The following is a 20,550-nucleotide window of genomic DNA, read 5'->3' as shown; positions in this document are numbered from 1 at the left end:
ACGAAAGCCAACTGCTTTCGACCCGTCACCACTCTTCGCCACTGCAGCCGAACGGAGCACCGATGTCTGAAAGCTACGACTTCGTGCGTGAAGAGGTCATCCTCCACGAGCTCACGCTGACGGGCCGCGTCATGGTCAACGACCTCGCCCGCACGCTCGGCGTCTCGACGGTCACGGTGCGAAAAGACCTCGACTCCCTCGAGAAGCGCTCCCTGCTGCGACGCGTGCGCGGCGGCGCCGTCGCTCCCTCGACCGGCGAAGAGGGCGCGTTCAGTGAGCGGATGCGCCGCGACTCGACGGTGAAGAGCCTCTTGGCGAAGGAGGTCGCGAAACTCGTCGACGACGGGGACGTCATCGCCATCGACTCCTCGACCACCTCCTACTACCTCGCGCAGGAACTCCTCGAGCACCGCGACCTGATCGTCATCACCTACGGCCTCCGCGTCACGATGCTGCTGATGGACCACTCGAACGCGACCGTGGTGGTTCCGGGCGGCGTGCTGCGGCGGGCATCCGGATCCCTCGTCGGGGCCTTCTCCGACGTGCTGAAGGGCCGCGGACGCATCGACAAGGGCTTCTTCGGCCTCGCCGCCGCCTCGACCGAACTCGGCATGCTCGAGCTGGTGGCCGAGGAAGCCACCTCCAAGCGAACCCTGATGGCCTCGTGCGACAAGATCTTCGTCACCATGCCCTCGTCGAAGGTCAACGGTTTCGGGCTGCACTCCTGGGGCACACCGGGCGAGATCACGCGCCTCTACACCGACGAGCGCGCCGACGACAGCTTCGTCGACGCCTGGACCGCGGCCGGCTCGCCGGTCACCCGCGTCGCCGGCACGGGCGCCTCGCTCGACAACGGCGAGCGCTCCATCGATGCCGTCACCTCCCGCACCCTCCGGGCGGTCGACGAATGAGCGGCCTCACCGTGGCCGCCGTCGACCTCGGTGCCGAGAGCGGGCGGGTCGCCGCAGCCCGTTTCGACGGCAGCCGCATCGACCTCGAGATCGTGCACCGTTTCGCGAACACCCCCCGGGAGACCGGTGGCTGGCTGCGCTGGAACGTGGATGCCCTCTGGAACGACATCGCTCAGGGCCTCAGCACGCTCGGCGACCGCGAGAGCGTCGCGTCGGTGGGTGTCGATACCTGGGGAATCGACTACGGGCTCTACCGGGGCGGCGCTCTGCTCGACGACCCCGTCACCTATCGCGACTCACACCGCATCGAAGCTTTCGAACGCGCGCTCGCCGAGTTCGGCAGCGACCGGCTGTACAGCGCCACGGGCATCCAACTCATCGAGATCACAGCCCTGTTCGGGATGCTCGCCGACGCGCATGAGCGGCCCGAGGTGCTCGAGGCGGCCGACCTGATGCTGATGATGCCCGACATCTTCCACAATCAGTTGAGCGGCAGCCGCGTCACCGAGTTCTCCGTCGCCTCGACGACCGGCCTCTACGACCTCGCCTCGGGCGGCTGGGCACTCGGGCTCTTCGCCGACCTCGGACTGCCCGCGCAGGTGCTCCCCACCGTCGTTCCGGCCGGAACGGACGTCGGCGGCATCGTTGGCGAGCTGGCCCGGGGCGGGCTCTCGACGACCCGCGTCATCCTCCCCTCCGCCCACGACACGTCGAGCGCCGTGCTCTCGATCCCGAACGCCGGAGCCGACACGCTCTTCATCTCCTCAGGAACCTGGTCGCTCGTCGGCGTCGTTCTCGACGAGCCGATCGTCACTCGCGAGTCACGGCTGCTGAACCTCACGAACGAGGGCGGCTACGACGGCAGCGTGCGGTTCCTCAGAAACGTCATGGGCCTCTGGGTGCTGCAGGAGTGCCGCCGCCAGTGGCAGCGCGAAGGCATCGACGTGAGCTACGAGCGACTCGTCGAGCTGGCGGATGCCGCGACCCCCCTCGTGAGCGTCATCGACCTCAACGCGACCGAGTTCCTCGCCCCAGGCGACATGCCGGCGCGCATCCGTGGGTACTGCGCCAGCCGCGCGCTCGTCGTGCCGGCCGGAATGGGCGAGATAGCGCGGGCCATCTTCGACTCGCTCGCGCTCAGCTACCGCCTCGTGCTGGAGGACATCGAGCAGCTGACCGGCGTGCCGATCAGCTCCGTGGCCGTCGTCGGCGGGGGCGGCCTGAACGCCCTGCTGCAGCAGGCCACCGCCTCGGCGACCGGCCGCCCTGTCGTCTGCTGGGCGAAGGAGGCCACCGCCCTCGGCAACGCGGCGGCGCAGCTGCGGTCGCTCGGCGAACTCGACTCGGTCGAACAGATCTGGGAGGTGGCGGCAGCGAGCACCCAGACGCGCTCGTTCCAGCCACAGCCCGACAGCCGCTGGGATGACGCGGCCCACAGACTTCGGAACCTCGAACGCGCGGAGTCAGCGCGTCGGGGGCTCGGGGATTCCTACCAGGAACTCACACTCCACCACGAGGCAGGTCGCACAGTCGCGTCTGCCCGCACAACAAGAGAGGCAACACAGTGATCAGCAAGAAGAAAGTCATCGCCGTCGGTGCGATCGCACTCGCCGCCGTTCTCACCGTCTCGGGCTGCACCAGCCGCACCGATTCATCCTCGGGCGGCAGCACCGCCGCCGCCGGCGCCGGCGATGCGAAGATCACCGTCGCCTTCGTTCCGAAGCTGCAGGGCATCCCCTACTTCGAAGCGATGAACGCCGGTGGCAAGAAGGCGGCAGAAGAGCTCGGCATCACCTGGCTCTACCAGGGTCCGACCACCGCCGATGCAGCAGCACAGGCCGACATCGTGCGCTCGTACATCCAGCAGAACGTCTCGGCACTCATCGTGGCCCCGAACGACCCCGACTCGATGGCTCCCCTCCTGAAGGAAGCCGCTGACAAGGGCATCAAGGTTCTGACCGCTGACACCGACGCACCCGACTCGGTGCGCGAAGTGTTCGTGAACCAGGCCTCCGTCGAAGGTATCGGCGAGGCCCTGACCGACCAGCTGATGACCGCCATGGGCGGCAAGGGCAAGTACGCGATCGTCTCCTGTGGAGAGACCGCGGCAAACCTGAACGCATGGATCGCTGTGCAGAAGGCCTACACGGCTTCGAAGTACCCGGACGCCACCCTCGTGAACGTCGTCTACGCCGGTGAAGACCAGGCTGCTGCGACCTCGATGGCAACCGACCTGATGAACGCCAACCCCGACCTCACCGGTCTCGTCGGCGAGTGCACCTCGTCGGCTCCCGGCGTGGCACAGGCAGTGAAGGATGCCGGCAAGACCGGAACCGTCTTCACCGACGGCCTCGGCACCCCGCAGTCGATGGCTCCGTACCTGAAGGACGGCTCCTCCAGCGCCTCGATCCTCTGGGACGTGCAGAACCTCGGCTACCTCGCAGCGTGGGCCGGCGACCAGCTCGCCACCGGCAAGACCCTTGCCGCGACGAACGACGTCAACGCCGACCTGAAGGGTATCGCCTACGACTCCTCCTCGAAGGTGCTCCTTTTGGGTGACCCGCTGGTCATCACCAAGGACAACGTCGACACGTTCAGCTACTAGGCACCACCTGGCGGTACGGGATGCTCCTCACCGGGCGTCCCGTACCGCCTCCCTCCCCTCTTTCACTACCTCCCGAAGGAAATCGCTGCCCATGAGCGCAGACACTCCGGTCGCCACCGCGACGTACCGCCTCGAGTTGCAGGACATCGTCAAGAGCTACGGGGGCGTGCGCGCCATCCGTCATGCCGACTTCGCCCTGAAGCCCGGAACCGTGCACGCGCTGGTGGGCGAGAACGGCGCCGGCAAGTCGACGCTGATCAAGATCATCGCGGGCGCCGAGATCCCCGACGCCGGCACGATCGCGTTCGACGGCAGCGCCAAGACGATCTCCTCCACCTCCGACTCGATCGCCCTCGGCGTGCAGACGGTCTACCAGGAGCCGCAGCTGTTCCCCGAGCTGAGCGTCGCCGAGAACGTCTTCGTCGGCCGCGAACTGAAGAAGGGCGGCCGGGTCGACTGGAAGGCCGAGGCCGACCAGATCCAGGGCCTCCTCGACACCGTCGGTCTGCCCGCCCGCATCGCGACCGTGCCCGTCGGGACCCTCTCGATCGCCGAGCAGCAGCAGGTCTCCATCGCGAAGGCGCTGGCCGGACAGGCGTCGGTGCTCATCCTCGACGAACCGTCGGCCATCCTGACGGACTCCGAGATCGAGGTGCTCTTCACGGTCATCCGTCGCCTCACCGCCACCGGCGTCTCCGTCATCTACATCTCGCACCGGCTCGATGAACTGTTCGTCATCGCCGACGAGGTCACGGTCATGCGCGACGGCGAGACCATCACCACTCGGCCGATCGGCGAGCTCTCGGTTCGCGAGATCGCCGAACTCATGGTCGGCGGCGTTCTCGCCGAGGCTCGGCCGAAGGGATCGGGCACCTCGGGCGAGACGGTGCTCGAGCTGTTGAACCTGTCGCGCACGGGAAAATTCGAGAACGTCAGCCTCACAGTGCGCTCCGGCGAGATCGTCGGGCTCTACGGGCTCGTCGGCTCGGGTGCCGGCGACATCGCGGGCGTCATCTACGGCATGGACAAGGCCACCTCGGGCACGATGCGCCTCTCCGGCAGCGAGGTCGTCGTGAAACGGCCCTCGCAGGCCAAGAGAATCGGCATCCGGTTGCTCCCGGCGAACCGTTCGGCGCAGGGCTCCTTCAGCTTCCAGAGCATCTCGCTGAACATCGTGATCGGCGAACTCGGCAAGCTCAGCCGGGTACCGGGCTGGGTGAGCGGCCGCGTGCAGCGGGACATCGCCCGCGACTTCGTCAAACGCCTCGCCGTGAAGACCCCGTCGGAGAAGCAGCCGATCAGCGCCATGTCGGGCGGCAACGCGCAGAAGGTCGTGCTCGCCCGGCAACTCGTGCAGACGCCGAAGCTGCTGGTGCTCGCCGAGCCCACCCAGGGCGTCGACGTGGGTGCCAAGGAGGAGATCCACCGCATCATCTCGAACCTCGCAGACGACGGATCCGCCGTGCTCGTGGTGACGAGCGACCTGGGTGAGGTGCTGCGCATCTCCGACCGCATCCTTGTCATCCGGGCCGGCGAAGTCGCCGCCGAATTCACCCCTCAAGCCACGCAGGTCGAGATCCTCGCCGCAGCGGCCGGAGACCAGACAACGGAAGAACTCTCATGACCCTCGACGAGCGCACCAAGCCTGCGCCCCAGTCCGGCCGGCCGGCCGGCTCCTCCACCGCGACGGCGAAGCGCATCCTGCCGCTACCGGTCACCGGCCAGGAGTTCGTGCTGATCGGCGTGCTGATCGTGCTGTGGATCCTGCTCGGCATCTTCACGCCGGCGTTCCTCACGCCCAACTCGATCCAGCCCCTGTTGGTCTCCGTCGCCCCGATCGCCCTGATCGGCGTCGGCATGACGTTCATCATCATCACGGCCGGCATCGACGTCTCCGTCGGCGGGGCGATCATGCTCTGCGCGGTGATCGTCGCAAAGACCATGGTCAGCGTCGACATCCCGCTGATCGGTGCGGTCGCGCTGGCGATCGTCGTCGGGCTCGTGCTCGGCGTGGTCAACGGCGTGCTGATCGCCTACGGCCGGGTCGCCGCGATCATCATCACGTTCGGTACGGCGAACATCTTCCAGTTCCTCGCGCTCCGCGTCTTCGGATCCTCGACGGTCAACGGCATCCCCTCGACCCTCGAAGTGTTCGGTCGCGGCGAGGCCGGCCGCACGCTCGGTGTACCGAACAGCTTCGCGATCATGATCGTGATCGCGGCGGTCGCCTGGTGGTACCTCCGGCACGCTTCGGGCGGCCGCCACCTGTTCGCGATCGGCGGCAACGCGAACGCCGCCCGCCTCGTGGGCATCAAGGTGCAGCCGCGGTTGCTGGTCGCCTACGCCCTCACCGGCGCCCTCGTCGGGCTCGGTGCGTGCTTCATCCTCGCCTCGGGAACCGCGACGCTCGACCAGTCGGTCGGCTCCGGCAAGGAGCTGCAGGTCATCGCCGCGGTGGTGATCGGTGGAACATCCATCCTCGGCGGCCGCGGCTCGGTCATCGGCACCGTGCTCGGCGCCATCCTGGTGCAGACCGTGACCTCCGGCGTCACGCAGCTCGGCTGGCCCAGTCAGCTCGCGAACCTGTTCGTGGGCATCTTCATCATCATTGCTGTCGGCACTGACCTGCTGCGTGAGCGTGCAAGGAGAAAAGCATGACACTCGTCAACGAGACCACGCACATCCAGGTGCCGAAGAATCCGAAGAAGCCGGGCGGTCGGTCGCTGCCCTCCAGGGGCCTCGAAGCCCTGCTGACGAACCGCGTCGTGCTGCTCGCTGTGCTGATCGTCGTCGTGCTCGTCGTGATGACGATCCTCGACTCGGCCGGCCAGCTGAGCGGTGCGTACAACGCCGACTACCTCGCCTCCTCGCTGATCAGCGCTGTTCCGCTGGCGATGCTCGGCATGGCGCAGCTGCTGGTGATCCTGTCGGGCAAGGGCGGCATCGACCTCTCGGTCGGCTCGATCGTCTCACTCACGGGCATCCTGTTCGGCCTCGCCTATGGCCCGGGCGGTTGGGACTTCGTTCCTGCGCTGATCCTGGCCGTGGTCGCCGGTGGCGTGTTCGGCGCGATCAACGGCGTGCTCATCGCGTACATCGGCTTCCCGCCGCTGATCGCGACGCTCGCGACCTACTACGCCTACCGTTCGCTCGCCCTGGTGATCTCGAACCAGAAGCCCGTCTCGTCGGAGTCGATCCAGAACTTCTACTCAGCGGCGCAGTCGGTCGAGATCCCGGTGATCGGTGCCACGATCCCCCTGATCCCGCTCGGCATCTTCACGTTCCTCATCCCGACCGTCATCGTGGTCTGGGTCGTGCTCAACAAGACGACCTTCGGCCGGCGCCTCTACGCCATCGGCACCAACGATGTCGCGGCCGAGTGGTCGGGCATCAACGTGCGGCCGAACCGGATGGCCGTCTACGCCATCTCGGGTGTGATCGCCGGCCTCGTGTCGGTCGTCACGGTCGCGCAGTTCGCCTCGGCCCGGCCCGATGCCGGAACCTCGGGCAACGGCATGGCGCTGCCCGCCATCACGATCGCCGTGCTCGGTGGTGTCGCCATCACCGGCGGCATCGGCCGGGTCAGCGGAATCGTGCTCGCCACGCTGCTCATCGTCTGGCTGAATGCGGGCATCCTCCTCGCCCTGCCCGGTAACGACGGATCGCAGTTCCAGCTGCTCGCGCTCGGCCTCGTGCTGGTCTTCGCGTCGCTGCTCAACGGACTCACCAAACGCAAATACGGAGGAATCTAATGGCCACGAACTGGCTGCCCGAACTCGTCAGCGACGAATTGGTCGCGCTGACCCGCTCGCTCGGCGAACCGGCCAAAGACCTGGTGATCCTCGCGGAGGGCAACGTCTCCCAGCGTCTGGCCGACGGCCGCATCGCGATCAAGACGTCGGGCTCCTACATGGCCCGCTCGGATGCCTCGCAATTCGTGGTCGTGGATGTCGCACCCCTCGTCGAGCTGATGATGGCCGAATCGACCACCCAGGCGGAGCTCACCGCGATGCTGGATGCGGGTGTGCACGACGGCATCCGTCGCCGCGGCTCGATCGAGACCCTGGTGCACGCGGCGGTGCAGTCGATCCAGCCCACCGCCTTCGTGGCGCACACCCACCCGACGGCGATCGTCTCGCTGCTCGCGTCGGTGCACGCGGCGACCGCGTTCGACGAGTGGGTCTACTCGGACGAGGCCGTCGTGATCGGCAAACCTCTCTTCGTGCCCTACGCCGAACCGGGCATCCAGCTCGGACGGCTGTACCTGACGAAGCTCCGCGAGTACTTCGCCCTCCATGGGGAGCTGCCCTCGCTGGTGCTGCTCGGCAACCACGGCATGGTCGCGATCGGCGGCAGTGCGGAGGCAGCCGAGGCCATCACACTGATGGCCGTCAAGGGTGCGCGCGTGCGGCTCGAAGCGCTGTCGGTCGGCGGGGTGCGCGGACTCGGCGGCGACACGGTGTCGCACTACTTCGAACGCGAAGACATGGCTGAGCGCCGGAAGGCGCTGGCCGGAACCAACTGATGGCTGAAGCTCCTTCCATTCGGGCCGTCTTCTGCGACGTCGGCGGGCCGATCTACGATGACGAGAACTTCGTCGCCGCTGTGCTGCGCGCCGCCGATGAACTGCGTGCAGCCGACGGGCTCGGTGCCCTCGACCGCGGGCGGTTCCGGTCGATCTACGACAGGGTGCGTGCCGAGCAGGGCGGGGTGTCGCTCCGGGCGTCCATCGCGCGGGAGTTCCTCGGATCGGAGTCGCGGAAGCGCGAGCTGCACGAGCTGACGCGGGAGTACTGGTCGCATCCGGTCGGCACGCTGTACTCCGACGTGCTGCCGTTCTTCGCCTCGCTTGCCGGACGGGTGAAGATCGGGATCCTGGCGAACCAGGAGGAGACGGTGATCCGCTCGCTCGAACGCGACGGCCTCGCGCCCTACATCGACGTGTGGGGGGTGTCTGCGGTAGTGGGCTTCGAGAAGCCGTCGCCCGAATTCTTCACGTGGGCGCTGGCGGCGGCCGACGTTGCTGCGTCGGAGGCCGTGCACATCGGCAACCGGCTCGACACCGACGTGCGCCCGGCGGCGGCCCTCGGGCTGTCGACGGTGTGGGTGCTGCGCGGTGAGGCGCCCTCGGCGCCGACCGCGGCCCAGCTCGCAGAGCCGGACATCGCGGTCTGGACGCTCGACGGCCTCGCCGAGCGCATCTTCACGGAGCTGCCGGCCGCCCGGCCCGCTGCGGCGGTGGCCTCGTGAGCGTCGTGCTCGGCATCGACCTCGCCACCGGCGACGCCCGCGTGCTGGCAGTCGACGCCGAGACGGGGGAACACCTCGCCGAGCGGTCGACCGCGCTGCCGACGGTGAGCACCGCCGGAACCCGTGAGCAGCCGGCGGTCTACGCCGAGGCCGTCTTCGCGCTGATCGCGGCTGTCACCGCCGCACTCGGAGCACGGGCATCCGACATCGCCGCCCTCTCGACCACCGGCACCTCGGGCACGGTCGTACCGACCGACCTGCAGGGCCGCCCGGTCGGCAACGCGCTGCTCTACAACGACCCGCGCGGCTCCGACGAGCTTGCCCTCCTTGCCACGGCTGGCCTCGGCGTCCGGCCGTCGGGTGCGCTGGCACGCGCGGCCTGGATGCACGCCCACACCCCCTCGCCCCTCTACCTCTCCACGCCCGACGTGGTCGCCGCGGCCCTCGCGGGCACGGTGCTGGCCAGCGATACCTCACACGCGCTCAAGAGCGGAATCGACGCCGTCGACGCCTCGTGGGATGCGGCGGCCCTTGACGTGTTGGGCCTTCCCGCCGCGTCGCTCCCGACCCTCGCCCGGCCCGCCCGTGCCATCGGCGTCGTCTCCGGCTCGGTCGCGTCGTCGCTCGGCCTGCCGCGCGACGTGCTCATCGTCTCCGGAATGACCGACGGCAGCACCGCGCAACTCGCAACGGGAGCCGTGCGCCCCGGCGACACGGTGGGAGTGCTCGGCACGACGCTGGTGCTCAAGGCGGCGTCGCGCACGATGCTCACCGACGGGGCATCCGGAATCTACTCGCACGTCGCCCCCGACGGAACCTTCTGGGCCGGCGGCGCCTCGAACACTGGGGCGGGCGTCTTGCGGCACGGGCTCACGGCCGGGCTCGATGTGCGGGAGGCCGACCGTGCCGCGGTGGCGCTGGGAGTGTCGCCGGTGGTGGCGTATCCGCTGGTGGGGCTCGGCGAGCGGTTTCCGGTGGTGAATGCCGCGTTCGGTGGTTTCGACGTCACCCTGGTCGGGGCGCCCTCTGTGTACAGCGATGCTGCCGCCTGGGCAGATCCTGCTCTTGTGCGCTTTCGCGCTGTGCTCGAGGGTGTGGCCTTCGTGGAGCGGCTGGGAATCGAGCGGCTGTCGGCGCTGGCCGGCGCGGGTGCGGGCGGTGCAGCAGCCGCGACTGGCCACCACCATGTCGGCGGCGGCGCCTCGGGCAGCGCGGTGTGGAACACCATCCGCGCGTCGGTACTCGGACGACCCGTCGTGGTGCCGGGCAACCGGTCGAGCGCGTTCGGCGCCGCGATGCTCGCCGCCGCAGGACTGCCGGGTGAGACCTACCAGGGCGTGATCGACAGGCTCGCCTCCCCCGGGCGCTTCGTCGACCCCGATCCGGCGCAGGTTCCGGCGCTCGAAGACCGGTACGCGGTGTTCACCGAGACTCTCGGTGAACGTCTCGGTGCGCGGGCGGTGGCCTGATGGCCGGACTGCAGCGAGTCTGCTTCCAATTGCAGGTGAATCCCGCGCGACTCGACGAGTACCGGCGAAGGCACGCGGCCGTCTGGCCCGAGTTCCTGCTGGAGCTTCGGCGCACGGGCTGGCAGAACTACTCGCTGTTCCTCCGCGACGACGGACTGCTGATCGGGTACTTCGAGACGCCCGACCTCGCGGCGGCCCAGGCGGACATGGCTGAGACGGCAGTGAACGAGCGCTGGCAGAGCGAGATGGCCGGGTTCTTCGAGGGGCTCTCGGGAAGCCCCGACCAGGGCTTCCTCCAGCTCACCGAGATCTTCAACCTCGACGACCAGCTCGACCAGCTCGACCCGTCCGACCCCACCGCCGCCAGATATAGTGATTGAATCGTTTCAACCCACGTTCCACCCGCAAGATTACGGAGAATTCCCATGGTGCAGTTCAGCGACATCGCCGCAGACCTCGAGGCCCAGGCCATTGAGCTCCCCTCTTGGGCGTTCGGCAACTCAGGGACCCGCTTCAAGGTGTTCGGCACGCCCGGCACTCCCCGCACGCCCGAGGAGAAGATCGCCGACGCCGCGCAGGTGAACACGCACACCGGGCTGTCGCCGAAGGTCGCGATCCACATCCCGTGGGACAAGGTCGACGACTTCGGCGCCCTCGGCCGCTACGCGAACGACCTCGGAGTGTCGCTCGGAACTGTCAACTCGAACACCTTCCAGGACGACGACTACAAGTTCGGCAGCCTGACGCACATCGATCCGGTCATCCGCCAGAAGGCCATCGACCACCACTTCGAGTGCATCGACATCATGAGCGAGATCGGGTCACAGGACCTGAAGGTCTGGCTCGCCGACGGCACCAACTACCCCGGCCAGGGCGACATTCGCGGCCGGCAGGATCGGCTCGCGACATCCCTCGCCGCCATCTACGACCGCATCGGCGAGAACCAGCGCCTCGTGCTCGAATACAAGTTCTTCGAGCCGGCTTTCTATCACACGGATGTTCCGGACTGGGGAACCTCGTACACCCAGGTTGCGGCGCTCGGCGATCGCGCGATGGTCTGCCTCGACACCGGGCACCACGCACCGGGCACGAACATCGAGTTCATCGTGATGCAGCTCCTCCGCCTCGGCAAGCTCGGCTCGTTCGACTTCAACTCGCGCTTCTACGCCGACGACGACCTGATCGTGGGGGCGGCCGACCCGTTCCAACTGTTCCGGATCCTCGTGGAGGTCGTGCGCGGGGGCGGCTACGGCCCCTCCTCGCCGGTCGCGTTCATGCTCGACCAGTGCCACAACGTCGAAGACAAGATCCCCGGGCAGATCCGTTCGGTGCTGAACGTGCAGGAGATGACGGCCCGTGCGCTGCTCGTCGACCGCGACGCCCTCGATGCGGCCCAGTCCGCCGGCGACGTGCTCGGGGCCAACGGCATCCTGATGGACGCCTTCTACACCGACGTGCGCTCCGACCTCGCGGCCTGGCGCGAATCACGCGGCCTCCCCGCCGACCCCATGGCGGCCTACGCCGCCTCCGGCTACCAGGCCACCATCGCCGCGGCCCGCGCCGGCGGCACCCAGGCCGGCTGGGGCGCCTGACCCCCCTCTCCCTCCCTCCCTCCCTCCCTCCCCATCCCCCCCCATCACCCCCTTCCCCAAATCGAGTGGGCAGTTCGGGCCCCGAAACACTCCACCCCAGGGCCGGAACTGCCCACTCGATTGACCACCCGCCCCACGCACCCCCGAACCAGGAAGAGCACCATGACGAATCCCGCAGCCCGCGAGCTGATCGAGCGGTCGAACCGGCTCGGTTCAGACCCGAAGAACACGAACTACGCGGGCGGCAACACGTCGGCGAAGGGACTCGAACGCGACCCCGTGACCGGTGAGGATGTCGAACTGCTCTGGGTCAAGGGCTCGGGCGGCGACCTCGGCACGCTGAAGGAGCAGGGTCTGGCCGTGCTGCGGCTCGACCGCCTCCGCGCGCTGAAAGGCGTCTACCGCGGAATCGAACACGAAGACGAGATGGTCGCCGCCTTCGACCACACCTTGTTCGGCAAGGGCGGGGCGACACCGTCGATCGACACCGCCATGCACGGGCTGGTGGATGCGGCCCACGTCGACCACCTGCACCCCGATTCCGGCATCTCCATCGCGACGGCAGCCGACGGCGCAGCGCTCACCGCGACGATCTTCGGTGGCCGCGTCGCGTGGGTCGACTGGCGTCGCCCCGGCTTCCAGCTCGGCCTCGACATCGCCGCGATCAAGGAGGCGAATCCGCTCACGATCGGCGTGATCCTCGGCGGCCACGGCATCACCGCCTGGGGCGACACCAGCAGCGAAGCGGAGGCGAACTCGCTCTGGATCATCGAGACCGCCGCCGCGTACATCGACGAGCACGGCACGGCCGAACCGTTCGGGCCTGCCCTCGAGGGCTACGCGTCGCTCCCGCCCGCCGAGCGACGAGCCAGAGCGGCAGCGCTCGCCCCGAGCATCCGGGGCCTCGCTTCGACCGACCGCGCCCAGGTCGGGTCGTTCACCGATGCCGATGTGGTGCTCGACTTCCTGGCTTCCGCCGAACATCCGCGACTCGGGGCTCTCGGCACCAGCTGCCCCGACCACTTTCTCCGCACGAAGGTGAAGCCGCTCATCCTGGACCTGCCGGCCACGGCCACGGTGGAGGAGCAGATCGCCCGCCTGAAGGAGCTGCACGAGCAGTACCGCAGCGACTATGCGGCCTACTACGACCGCCACGCGACGCCCGACAGCCCTAGCATGCGCGGCGCAGACCCGGCGATCGTGCTGATCCCCGGCGTCGGCATGTTCTCGTACGGCGCCACGGCCCAGACCGCCCGCGTCGCCGGCGAGTTCTACATCAACGCGATCAACGTCATGCGGGGGGCCGAGGCGCTCTCGACGTATGCTCCGATCGACGAGTCCGAGAAGTTCCGCATCGAATACTGGGCCCTCGAAGAGGCGAAACTGCAGCGTCTGCCGAAGCCCGCCTCGCATGCCACCCGCATCGCATTGGTGACCGGTGCAGCATCCGGGATCGGCAAGGCCATCGCGACCCGGCTGGCCGCCGAGGGAGCATGCGTTGTCATAGCCGACCTCGACCTCGACAAGGCCGTCGCCGCCGCGGCCGAGCTGGGGTCGACAGATGTCGCCATCGGCGTGCAGGCGAACGTGACGAGCGCCGTCGAGATCCAGGCGGCGGTGGATGCCGCGCTGCTCGCCTTCGGAGGACTCGACCTCATCGTGAACAACGCCGGACTCTCGCTGTCGAAGTCGCTCCTCGACACGACCGACGCGGACTGGGATCTGCAGCACAACGTGATGGCGAAGGGCTCGTTCATGGTCTCCCGCGCCGCGGCCCGGGTGCTCATCGATCAGGGACTCGGCGGGGACATCGTCTACATCTCGTCGAAGAACTCCGTCTTCGCCGGGCCCAACAACATCGCCTATTCAGCGACCAAGGCCGACCAGGCGCACCAGGTGCGGCTGCTCGCGGCAGAGCTCGGCGAGTACGGCGTACGGGTGAACGGGATCAACCCCGACGGGGTCGTGCGCGGATCGGGCATCTTCGCCGGCGGCTGGGGCGCCAAGCGCGCGGCCGTGTACGGGGTGCCGGAAGAGGACCTTGGCGCGTACTACGCAAAGCGAACGCTGCTGAAGCGGGAGGTGCTGCCCGAGAACGTCGCCAACGCGGTCGCGGTGCTGACCGGCGACGACCTGTCGCACACGACGGGGCTGCACATCCCGGTGGACGCGGGCGTGGCCGCGGCGTTCCTGCGATGAGCGCTGAGGTTGCGGGCCCACCCGGAGGCGGTACGGCACCCGGAGGCGGAGGCGGTGGCGCAGCCGCAGGCGGTGCGGCACCCGGCGGGGGCGCGGCACTCACAGGCGGCGTCGTCGCCGCCATCGACCTCGGCGCCACGAGCGGGCGAGTCATGCTCGGCTACGTCGGCCCCGATGGGATTCGCCTCGAACCGGTCGCCCGCTTCCCGAACACCCCCGTGCGCACGATCGACGGCCTGCACTGGAACATCCTCGAGCTCTACCGGAACGTGCTCACCGGCCTCGCCGAAGCGGTGCGCCGCGAACCGACCCTCGCGAGCATCGCTGTCGACTCCTGGGCCGTCGACTATGCACTTCTTCGAGGCGACCGGATGCTCGGCAACCCGTTCCACTATCGCGACGACCGCACCGCGCGTGGCGTCGACGCCATCCACCACGCCGTGCCGTTCGCGGAGCTGTATCGAGCGAGCGGGTTGCAGTTCCTCACGATCAACACCGTCTACCAGCTCGGGGCCGAGCCCCGGGACATCCTGGACCAGGCGGATGCGCTGCTGCTCATCCCCGACCTCATCGGCTACTGGCTGACAGGTGAACGCCGCGCCGAACGCACGAATGCATCGACGACGGGCCTCCTCAACGTGCAGACGCGCGAATGGGATGACACCCTCGTCGCCGCGCTCGGACTGCCGCGAGCGCTCTTCCCCGCCCTGATCGAGCCGGGCGAGACCGTAGGGCAGCTGCTGCCCGCGGTCGCCGAGGAGATCGGCGCGGCGCACCTCACCAGGCCGCTGCCCGTCACGGCGATCGGTTCGCACGACACGGCCTCCGCCGTGATGGCGGTGCCCGCCGTGGACGACGACTTCGCGTACATCTCGAGCGGAACCTGGTCCCTCGTGGGTGTCGAGCTCGAGCATCCGGTGGTCAGCGAGGAGAGCCGCGCCGCGAACTTCACCAACGAGGGCGGGGTGGATGGCCGGGTCAGGTTTCTGCAGAACGTCTCCGGGCTGTGGCTGCTGTCCGAGTCCGTTCGCACGTGGGAGCGGTCCGGCGAGGTCATCGACCTGCCCTCTCTTCTGGCGGATGCTGCGGCCGTCGCCGCGCCGGTCGCCGTGTTCGAGGTCGGGGATGCCCGCTTCGTCGCGCCCGGCGACATGCCGGCACGTATCGCGGCGTGGTGCAGAGACCACGATCAACCCGTGCCCACATCTCGGGCGGAGGTCGTTCGGAGCATCCTCGAAAGTCTCGCCGAGGCATACTCCTCTTCGCTCGCTACGGCGGCGGAACTGTCGGGAAAGATCATCCGCACCATCCACATCGTCGGTGGCGGGTCGCAGAATGCGCTGCTCTGCCAGCTGACAGCGGATCGAACGGGCCTTCCCGTGCTCGCGGGGCCGGTCGAGGCGACCGCGATCGGCAACGTGCTGACGCAGGCGCGGGCCGTCGGGCTCGTGTCGGGCGACCTCGCGGCGCTGCGGGCGCTCGTTGCGGCGTCGTTCCCACCCGTGCGGTACGAACCCGCGGGCTGAGCCGCAGGGGGAAGCCGCGGGGAGGGCGCGGGGGAAGGGGGCGCATGGGGAGGGGCTGCCTCAGGCGGGCTGCGCTCCGAGCCAGCCGACCGAGCGGGCCGCGGCAGCGCTGGCTGCCGCCATCGCGGAGGCGTGGTCGTCTCCTCGAGCGAGACGCGCTGCGAGCGTGCCGCAGTAGGAGTCGCCCGCCCCTGTCGTGTCGACGACATGCGCCACTCGGGTGGCCGCGACGTCGACAGCTCCCCAGCGCGAGCCCTCCGAACCCAGGGTCACGAGTAGCGAGCCGGGAGTCGCACCGGATGCCCGGAGCTGCTCGGCCTCGTGTTCGTTCACGATGACAGGGTCGGCGAGCGCAAGCACCCCGGGTGAGAGCTCGGCGAACGGGGCCAGGTTCAGCACGACGCGCGCTCCTGCACCGGACGCGATACGTACCGCTTCGGCGACCACATCGAAATCGAGCTCGAGCGACACCAGGAGCACATCGCTGCCCGTGATACCCGACGGTTCGGAGTCGTAGACGGTGTCGGTGGTCTCGAGGCCACCGCTGTCGGCACCGCCGCGGAGAACGTCGAGGTCGGCGACCGTCACTCGCGCGTTCGCTCCCGGCGAGACGATGATCGTGTTCTCCCCGCTGGCTGAGACGGCGATCATCGCGTGGCCGGTGCTTGCGCCGCGCGTGACCCGGAGCGGTCGCACGTCGATGGATCGCGACGCGAGGCGCGTGCGGTACTCGGCGCCCTTCGCATCGTCGCCCACCCGCCCGACGAAGACCACATCGGCACCGGCCTCGGCTGCAGCAACCGCCTGATTCGCTCCCTTGCCACCCCAGTAGGTGGTGAGGTCACCGCCCATCAGGGTCTCGCCCGGCGCGGGATGCCGTTCGACCCGCACGACCGAATCGACATTCAACGAACCGACAACGAACACACGACCCACGGGTGGCACCTTTCACTTCGACGTCGCCAGCCTATCCGCGACCCTGCCCGGCCGGGGTTGGCCGATGCGAGCACGCGGGGTGGGGCTAACGCCCTTCCCCGAGTTCGAGGGTGACTCTGCCGTCGGGGAAGGGATCCCCGGCGAGAGGGGCCGGCGCAGGCATCTCCGTCTGGGCGACCCAGATGAGGTCGGCTTGGTGCGCCCCCGGGTGGAAGATCTCGTCGGCGATGCCGATCATGCCCGCGGTCGGGGTGCGCTTGCGCTGCTCCCGCTCCGAACGCACCATCCACGGAATGCCCACCAGGGCGACCGCGATCGCGCCGACCATCGCCAGGCACATGAGGGCGATCGATTCTGTTTCCGACACCCTTCATTGTGGCCACGGTCTCACGGGATCGCCTCCGGTTCACAGTGAATTCGAGGATTGGTCGACATTTGTTCGATTCCCCTGTCTGGCTGCGGATGCTCAGGACTGGCTTGCGGCGGATGCCGTCGTCAGGTCGTAGAGCGTCGTACCGTCGACCGTTGTGGCGGTGAAGGTCGACGCGACCCAGCTCGCGATCTCGGAGGAGACCGAACTGCCACCGTTGGAGGCACCGATCAATCCGGCCGAGATGAAGTAGTGGATCTTGCCCGAGGCTACGAGGGCCTTGAACTCGTCGAGGGTCGGCGAGGGGTCGCTGCCGTTGAACCCGCCGAGGGGCATGACGGCCACCTGGCTGGCGAGCTGATAGCTGGCCGCGTTCTGCGAGCCGACCGTCGCCGCGGCCCAGGTGAAGCTCGAGGCGTTCGCCGTGAGGAGCGCGCTGACCTGGCTGCTCACGGTGGCCCCTCCGAGGAGTCCACCTCCGCCCGCACCGCGGGTGCCCGTGCCTCCCCGGGTCGTACCGGCACCCGTTGCGCCAGTGGCGCTGCCGGGGGTGCCGGTCGCTCCCGGGGTGGTCCCGCCGGGCGGAGTGCCGCCGGGACCACCAGTCGTCGTGCCACCAGTCGTCGAGCCACCGGTCGTGGTTCCACCCGGTCGCGCGCCGCCGGCAAATCCACCTGCACCGCCGAAACCGCCTCCGCGGCCGAAGCCGGTCGACGATGCCACGGTCGGACCAGCAGTCACCAGGGAACCGGTGTGCGCCGTCGAGAGCGTCTGGAGCGTGTAGGCGACCGGGGCGAGGAGCGACGCCGTGAGAGCCACCGCGAGCGCGGCCACCCGGAAGGCGCGTCGCTTCCAGCGGATCACGAGCATCCCGGCCCCGATGATGGCGAGCACGAGCACGACGAACTTGAGCCACGGCAGCCACTCGGCGGCCCGAGTCAGGAGCGAATAGGCCCAGACTCCTGTGCCGAGAACGACGACCGCGGCGACGATGCGGGCCCAGAGATGCCGACGGGTGTTCCAGAGGAGGATCGCACCAGCTCCGACCGTTCCCGCGATGGCTGGGGCGAGGGCGACCGTGTAGTACGCATGGAAGATGCCGGCCATGAAGCTGAAGACGAGACCGGTGATGACGAGCCAACCGCCGAACATGATGAGGATGGCGCGGCGGGCATCCACTCGCTTCTGTCGGCGCAGCAACACGAAGCCGACAGCGAGCAGAACGAGGGCGGCCGGAATCAGCCAGGCGATCTGGCCACCGAACTCGCCGTCGAGGAGGCGGGTGATGCCCGTGGCGCCCCATTGACCACCGGTGGTGGCGCCGCCACCACCGGTGACGCTGCCGGTCTCTGCGCCGGTGAGGCGACCGAACCCGTTGTAGCCGAACGTCAGTTCGAGGAAGTCGTTGTTCTGCGACCCTCCGACATAGGGCCGCATCGAGGCCGGGACGAGTTCGACAAGAGCAACCCACCACCCGGCGGAGACGATGACGGCAGCCAGCGCGGCCAGCAGGTGAAGCATCCGCTTGCCGAACTTCACGGGGCCCGCCAGGCCGTAGGCGAGAGCGAGTGGGGGAAGGACGACGAATGCCTGCAGCTGTTTCGTGAGGAACCCGAATCCGATCATCGCCCCAGCGAGCAGCAGCCAGCGCACACGCCCGCTCTCGATGGCACGGAGGGTGAAGTAGACCGATGCGGTCATCAGCAGCACGAGCAGGGCGTCCGGGTTGTTGAAGCGGAACATCAGGGCAGCGACCGGGGTCGAAGCGAGCACGCCGCCGGCCAGCAGCGCTGCACCGGGAGAGAAGTGCCGACGCACGATCACGTAGACGAGAGCCACTGTCACGAGGCCCATGAGCACCTCAGGCATCAGGATGGCGAAGGAGCTCAGGCCGAAGACGCGAACAGACAGCGCCATCACCCAGAGCGACGCCGGGGGCTTGTCGACGGTGATCGAGTTGCCGGCGTCGGAGGACCCGAAGAGGAACGCCTCCCAGTTCGTCGATCCGGCCTGGACGGCTGCCGAGTAGAACTCGTTGGCGTAGCCGCTGGCGGTGAGGTTGTAGAAGTACGCGATCGCCGTGACGAGGAGGAGCCCGAGGAACGCGGGGCGCTCCCAGGCGGCATGGGTGGCCCGTCCGCGGATGACGGAGCGGCCGAGCATACGGATCCGGCCGCCGAGAGCGGATGCCCCCAGCGCGGAGGGCGCAGAGGGCCTGGGAAGAGTGCTGCTGGACATCAGGCGGCGCTCGCTTTCTGTGAAGAAGAAGAAGAGGTGGGAGAGACGGTGGAGGCGGGAGGCAATGAGGTGGAGGAGGAAGAAGCGAGTGACGAGGCGTCGGATCGGGACGTGGCCCCATCCTGCGCGACGGCCAACACGGGGCGGCCGACCGCAGAGGGATCTGTGGACAACTCGACCGAATCCCCGGTTGGGGAGGAGGAGACCTGCGGAGCCCGGAACACCCAGCGACGCAGGAGTACGAACCGTACGGCGGTGGCCACCAGGTTCGCCGCCGTCAGTGTGACCAGCTCCACGAAAGTGGGAGCATCCGGAGCCAGCACGTTCAGCGCCACCAGCGAACCCGACGTGATGACCCAGGCGACACCGAAGACAATCAGGCCCTGGAACTGGTGAGTGGCAGCTTTTTCGGGTCCGCGGATCCTGAACGTGAAGCGCCGGTTCGCCCAGGTGTTCGCGACCGCCGTGAGCAGCAACGCCGTGAAGTTCGCACCCTGCGCTCCGAGAGCACCCTGGAACAGCAGGTAGAGGAGGGCATAGGCGAGCGTCGATGCCACCCCGACAACACCGAAACGCACCACTTGCCCGAGGAACGACGGCCTCGCGACCGGGCCGATCGGCGATCGACCGAGCTCGGCGTAGACCGCCTGCACCGGGATCACCCCGCGCATCAGGTCCCGCCCCACTCGCACGACCCCGCGGAGATCCTCCATCGCCGTCGGCACGATGTCGACGCGCGAATCGAGGTCGTCGATCCAGTCGACCGGCACCTCGTGGATGCGCAGGCCGCTCCGTTGCGCGATCACCAGCAGTTCGGTGTCGAAGAACCACGCGTCATCCTGCACGAGGGGAAGGAGTTTGGCTGCGACATCCGATCGAATGGCCTTGAATCCGCACTGGGCATCGGAGAAGCTCGCCCCGAGCATCCCGTGCAGCAGCACGTTGTAACTGCGGGAGATGAACTCGCGCTTGCCCCCGCGCACCACGCGGGACGAGCGGGAGAGCCGCGTGCCGATCGCCAGGTCTGAGTGCCCCGACAGCAATGGCGCGATCAGTGGCGGTAGAGCAGACAGGTCGGTCGAGAGATCCACGTCGACATAGGCGAGCACGTGAGCCATCGACGTCCCCCAGGCGAGCTTGAGTGCGTGCCCGCGGCCCTTCCGCACCGTGTGGATGACGCGCACATTCGGATATCGCTCGGCGATCGAATCGGCGATGGCCGGCGTCTGGTCGATGCTCGCATTGTCGGCGATCGTGATCTGCCACGGTACGCGAACAGCGTCGGTGAGGTAGTCGGCGAGGCGGCGGATGCTCGGCTCGAGGGCCACCTGTTCGTTGTACACGGGCACCACGACATCAAGAGCGAGAAAGGAGTCTGGCGAGGTCATGCAGACACTCTGCGCCCGCAGTCTTCTGACGCACCTTGCTGCAGCTATGAGCTGGCTATGACAATT

General features: G+C 68.4%; 17 protein-coding genes. 13 read left to right on the top strand and 4 right to left on the bottom strand.

Annotated features, from left to right (window positions below):
- Positions 1-62 precede the first annotated feature (62 nt).
- From B7R21_RS00855 to B7R21_RS00795, 13 genes are all read left to right on the top strand, one after another.
- Positions 63-911, top strand: a complete 849-nt coding sequence (locus B7R21_RS00855) for a DeoR/GlpR family DNA-binding transcription regulator (RefSeq protein WP_116281355.1) — start codon at positions 63-65, stop codon at positions 909-911.
- Positions 908-2,479, top strand: a complete 1,572-nt coding sequence (locus B7R21_RS00850; RefSeq protein ID WP_116281354.1) for a rhamnulokinase — start codon at positions 908-910, stop codon at positions 2,477-2,479. Before B7R21_RS00855 ends, B7R21_RS00850 begins: the two co-directional genes overlap by 4 nt.
- Positions 2,476-3,516 (top strand): autoinducer 2 ABC transporter substrate-binding protein, encoded by a 1,041-nt coding sequence (locus B7R21_RS00845; protein WP_216364061.1) that lies wholly within the window; start codon positions 2,476-2,478, stop codon positions 3,514-3,516. The genes B7R21_RS00850 and B7R21_RS00845 overlap by 4 nt, the downstream gene beginning before the upstream one ends.
- 91 nt (positions 3,517-3,607) lie before the next feature.
- On the top strand, positions 3,608-5,140 hold the full coding sequence (locus tag B7R21_RS00840; protein ID WP_116281353.1) for a sugar ABC transporter ATP-binding protein: 1,533 nt from the start codon (positions 3,608-3,610) through the stop codon (positions 5,138-5,140).
- Positions 5,137-6,174, top strand: a complete 1,038-nt coding sequence (locus tag B7R21_RS00835) for an ABC transporter permease (protein WP_116281352.1) — start codon at positions 5,137-5,139, stop codon at positions 6,172-6,174. Before B7R21_RS00840 ends, B7R21_RS00835 begins: the two co-directional genes overlap by 4 nt.
- Positions 6,171-7,268 (top strand): ABC transporter permease, encoded by a 1,098-nt coding sequence (locus B7R21_RS00830; protein ID WP_116281351.1) that lies wholly within the window; start codon positions 6,171-6,173, stop codon positions 7,266-7,268. The genes B7R21_RS00835 and B7R21_RS00830 overlap by 4 nt, the downstream gene beginning before the upstream one ends.
- Positions 7,268-8,041, top strand: coding sequence for a class II aldolase/adducin family protein (locus tag B7R21_RS00825; protein ID WP_116281350.1), 774 nt, complete (start codon positions 7,268-7,270; stop codon positions 8,039-8,041). Before B7R21_RS00830 ends, B7R21_RS00825 begins: the two co-directional genes overlap by 1 nt.
- Positions 8,041-8,766, top strand: a complete 726-nt coding sequence (locus tag B7R21_RS00820) for an HAD family hydrolase (RefSeq protein ID WP_116281349.1) — start codon at positions 8,041-8,043, stop codon at positions 8,764-8,766. The genes B7R21_RS00825 and B7R21_RS00820 overlap by 1 nt, the downstream gene beginning before the upstream one ends.
- A complete protein-coding gene (locus B7R21_RS00815; RefSeq protein WP_116281348.1) occupies positions 8,763-10,235 on the top strand; it encodes a xylulokinase in 1,473 nt (490 codons plus the stop codon). The genes B7R21_RS00820 and B7R21_RS00815 overlap by 4 nt, the downstream gene beginning before the upstream one ends.
- The gene (locus B7R21_RS00810; RefSeq protein ID WP_216364060.1) at positions 10,235-10,615 is read left to right on the top strand and encodes an L-rhamnose mutarotase; all 381 of its coding nucleotides are present in this window, start codon (positions 10,235-10,237) and stop codon (positions 10,613-10,615) included. Before B7R21_RS00815 ends, B7R21_RS00810 begins: the two co-directional genes overlap by 1 nt.
- Positions 10,616-10,660: 45 nt before the next feature.
- Positions 10,661-11,827 carry an L-rhamnose isomerase gene (rhaI, locus tag B7R21_RS00805; RefSeq protein WP_116281347.1) on the top strand — a complete coding sequence of 389 codons (1,167 nt, stop codon included), beginning with the start codon at positions 10,661-10,663 and terminating at the stop codon, positions 11,825-11,827.
- Between the two features lie 162 nt (positions 11,828-11,989).
- Positions 11,990-14,026, top strand: a complete 2,037-nt coding sequence (locus B7R21_RS00800; RefSeq protein WP_116281346.1) for a bifunctional aldolase/short-chain dehydrogenase — start codon at positions 11,990-11,992, stop codon at positions 14,024-14,026.
- Complete coding sequence (locus B7R21_RS00795) at positions 14,023-15,552, top strand: rhamnulokinase (protein WP_116281345.1); 1,530 nt, start codon at positions 14,023-14,025, stop codon at positions 15,550-15,552. Before B7R21_RS00800 ends, B7R21_RS00795 begins: the two co-directional genes overlap by 4 nt.
- Positions 15,553-15,612: 60 nt before the next feature.
- On the opposite strand, the gene B7R21_RS00790 is transcribed toward B7R21_RS00795, so the two are convergent.
- The 4 genes from B7R21_RS00790 to B7R21_RS00775 form a co-directional block, all read right to left on the bottom strand.
- A complete protein-coding gene (locus tag B7R21_RS00790; RefSeq protein ID WP_116281344.1) occupies positions 15,613-16,488 on the bottom strand; it encodes a ribokinase in 876 nt (291 codons plus the stop codon).
- An 85-nt stretch (positions 16,489-16,573) separates the two neighbouring features.
- Positions 16,574-16,855 (bottom strand): hypothetical protein, encoded by a 282-nt coding sequence (locus B7R21_RS00785; RefSeq protein WP_116281343.1) that lies wholly within the window; start codon positions 16,853-16,855, stop codon positions 16,574-16,576.
- Positions 16,856-16,954: 99 nt separating this feature from the next.
- A complete protein-coding gene (locus B7R21_RS00780; RefSeq protein WP_116281342.1) occupies positions 16,955-19,096 on the bottom strand; it encodes an ArnT family glycosyltransferase in 2,142 nt (713 codons plus the stop codon).
- Positions 19,096-20,484, bottom strand: coding sequence for a bifunctional glycosyltransferase family 2/GtrA family protein (locus B7R21_RS00775; RefSeq protein WP_116281341.1), 1,389 nt, complete (start codon positions 20,482-20,484; stop codon positions 19,096-19,098). Before B7R21_RS00775 ends, B7R21_RS00780 begins: the two co-directional genes overlap by 1 nt.
- Between the last annotated feature and the right edge of the window lie 66 nt (positions 20,485-20,550).

Origin of the sequence: Subtercola boreus (assembly GCF_003399625.1) — a bacterium.
Taxonomy (GTDB): Bacteria; Actinomycetota; Actinomycetes; order Actinomycetales; family Microbacteriaceae; genus Subtercola; species Subtercola boreus_C.
Note: the sequence above shows the minus strand (reverse complement) of the source record. Positions and strands in the feature narration are given on the sequence as shown.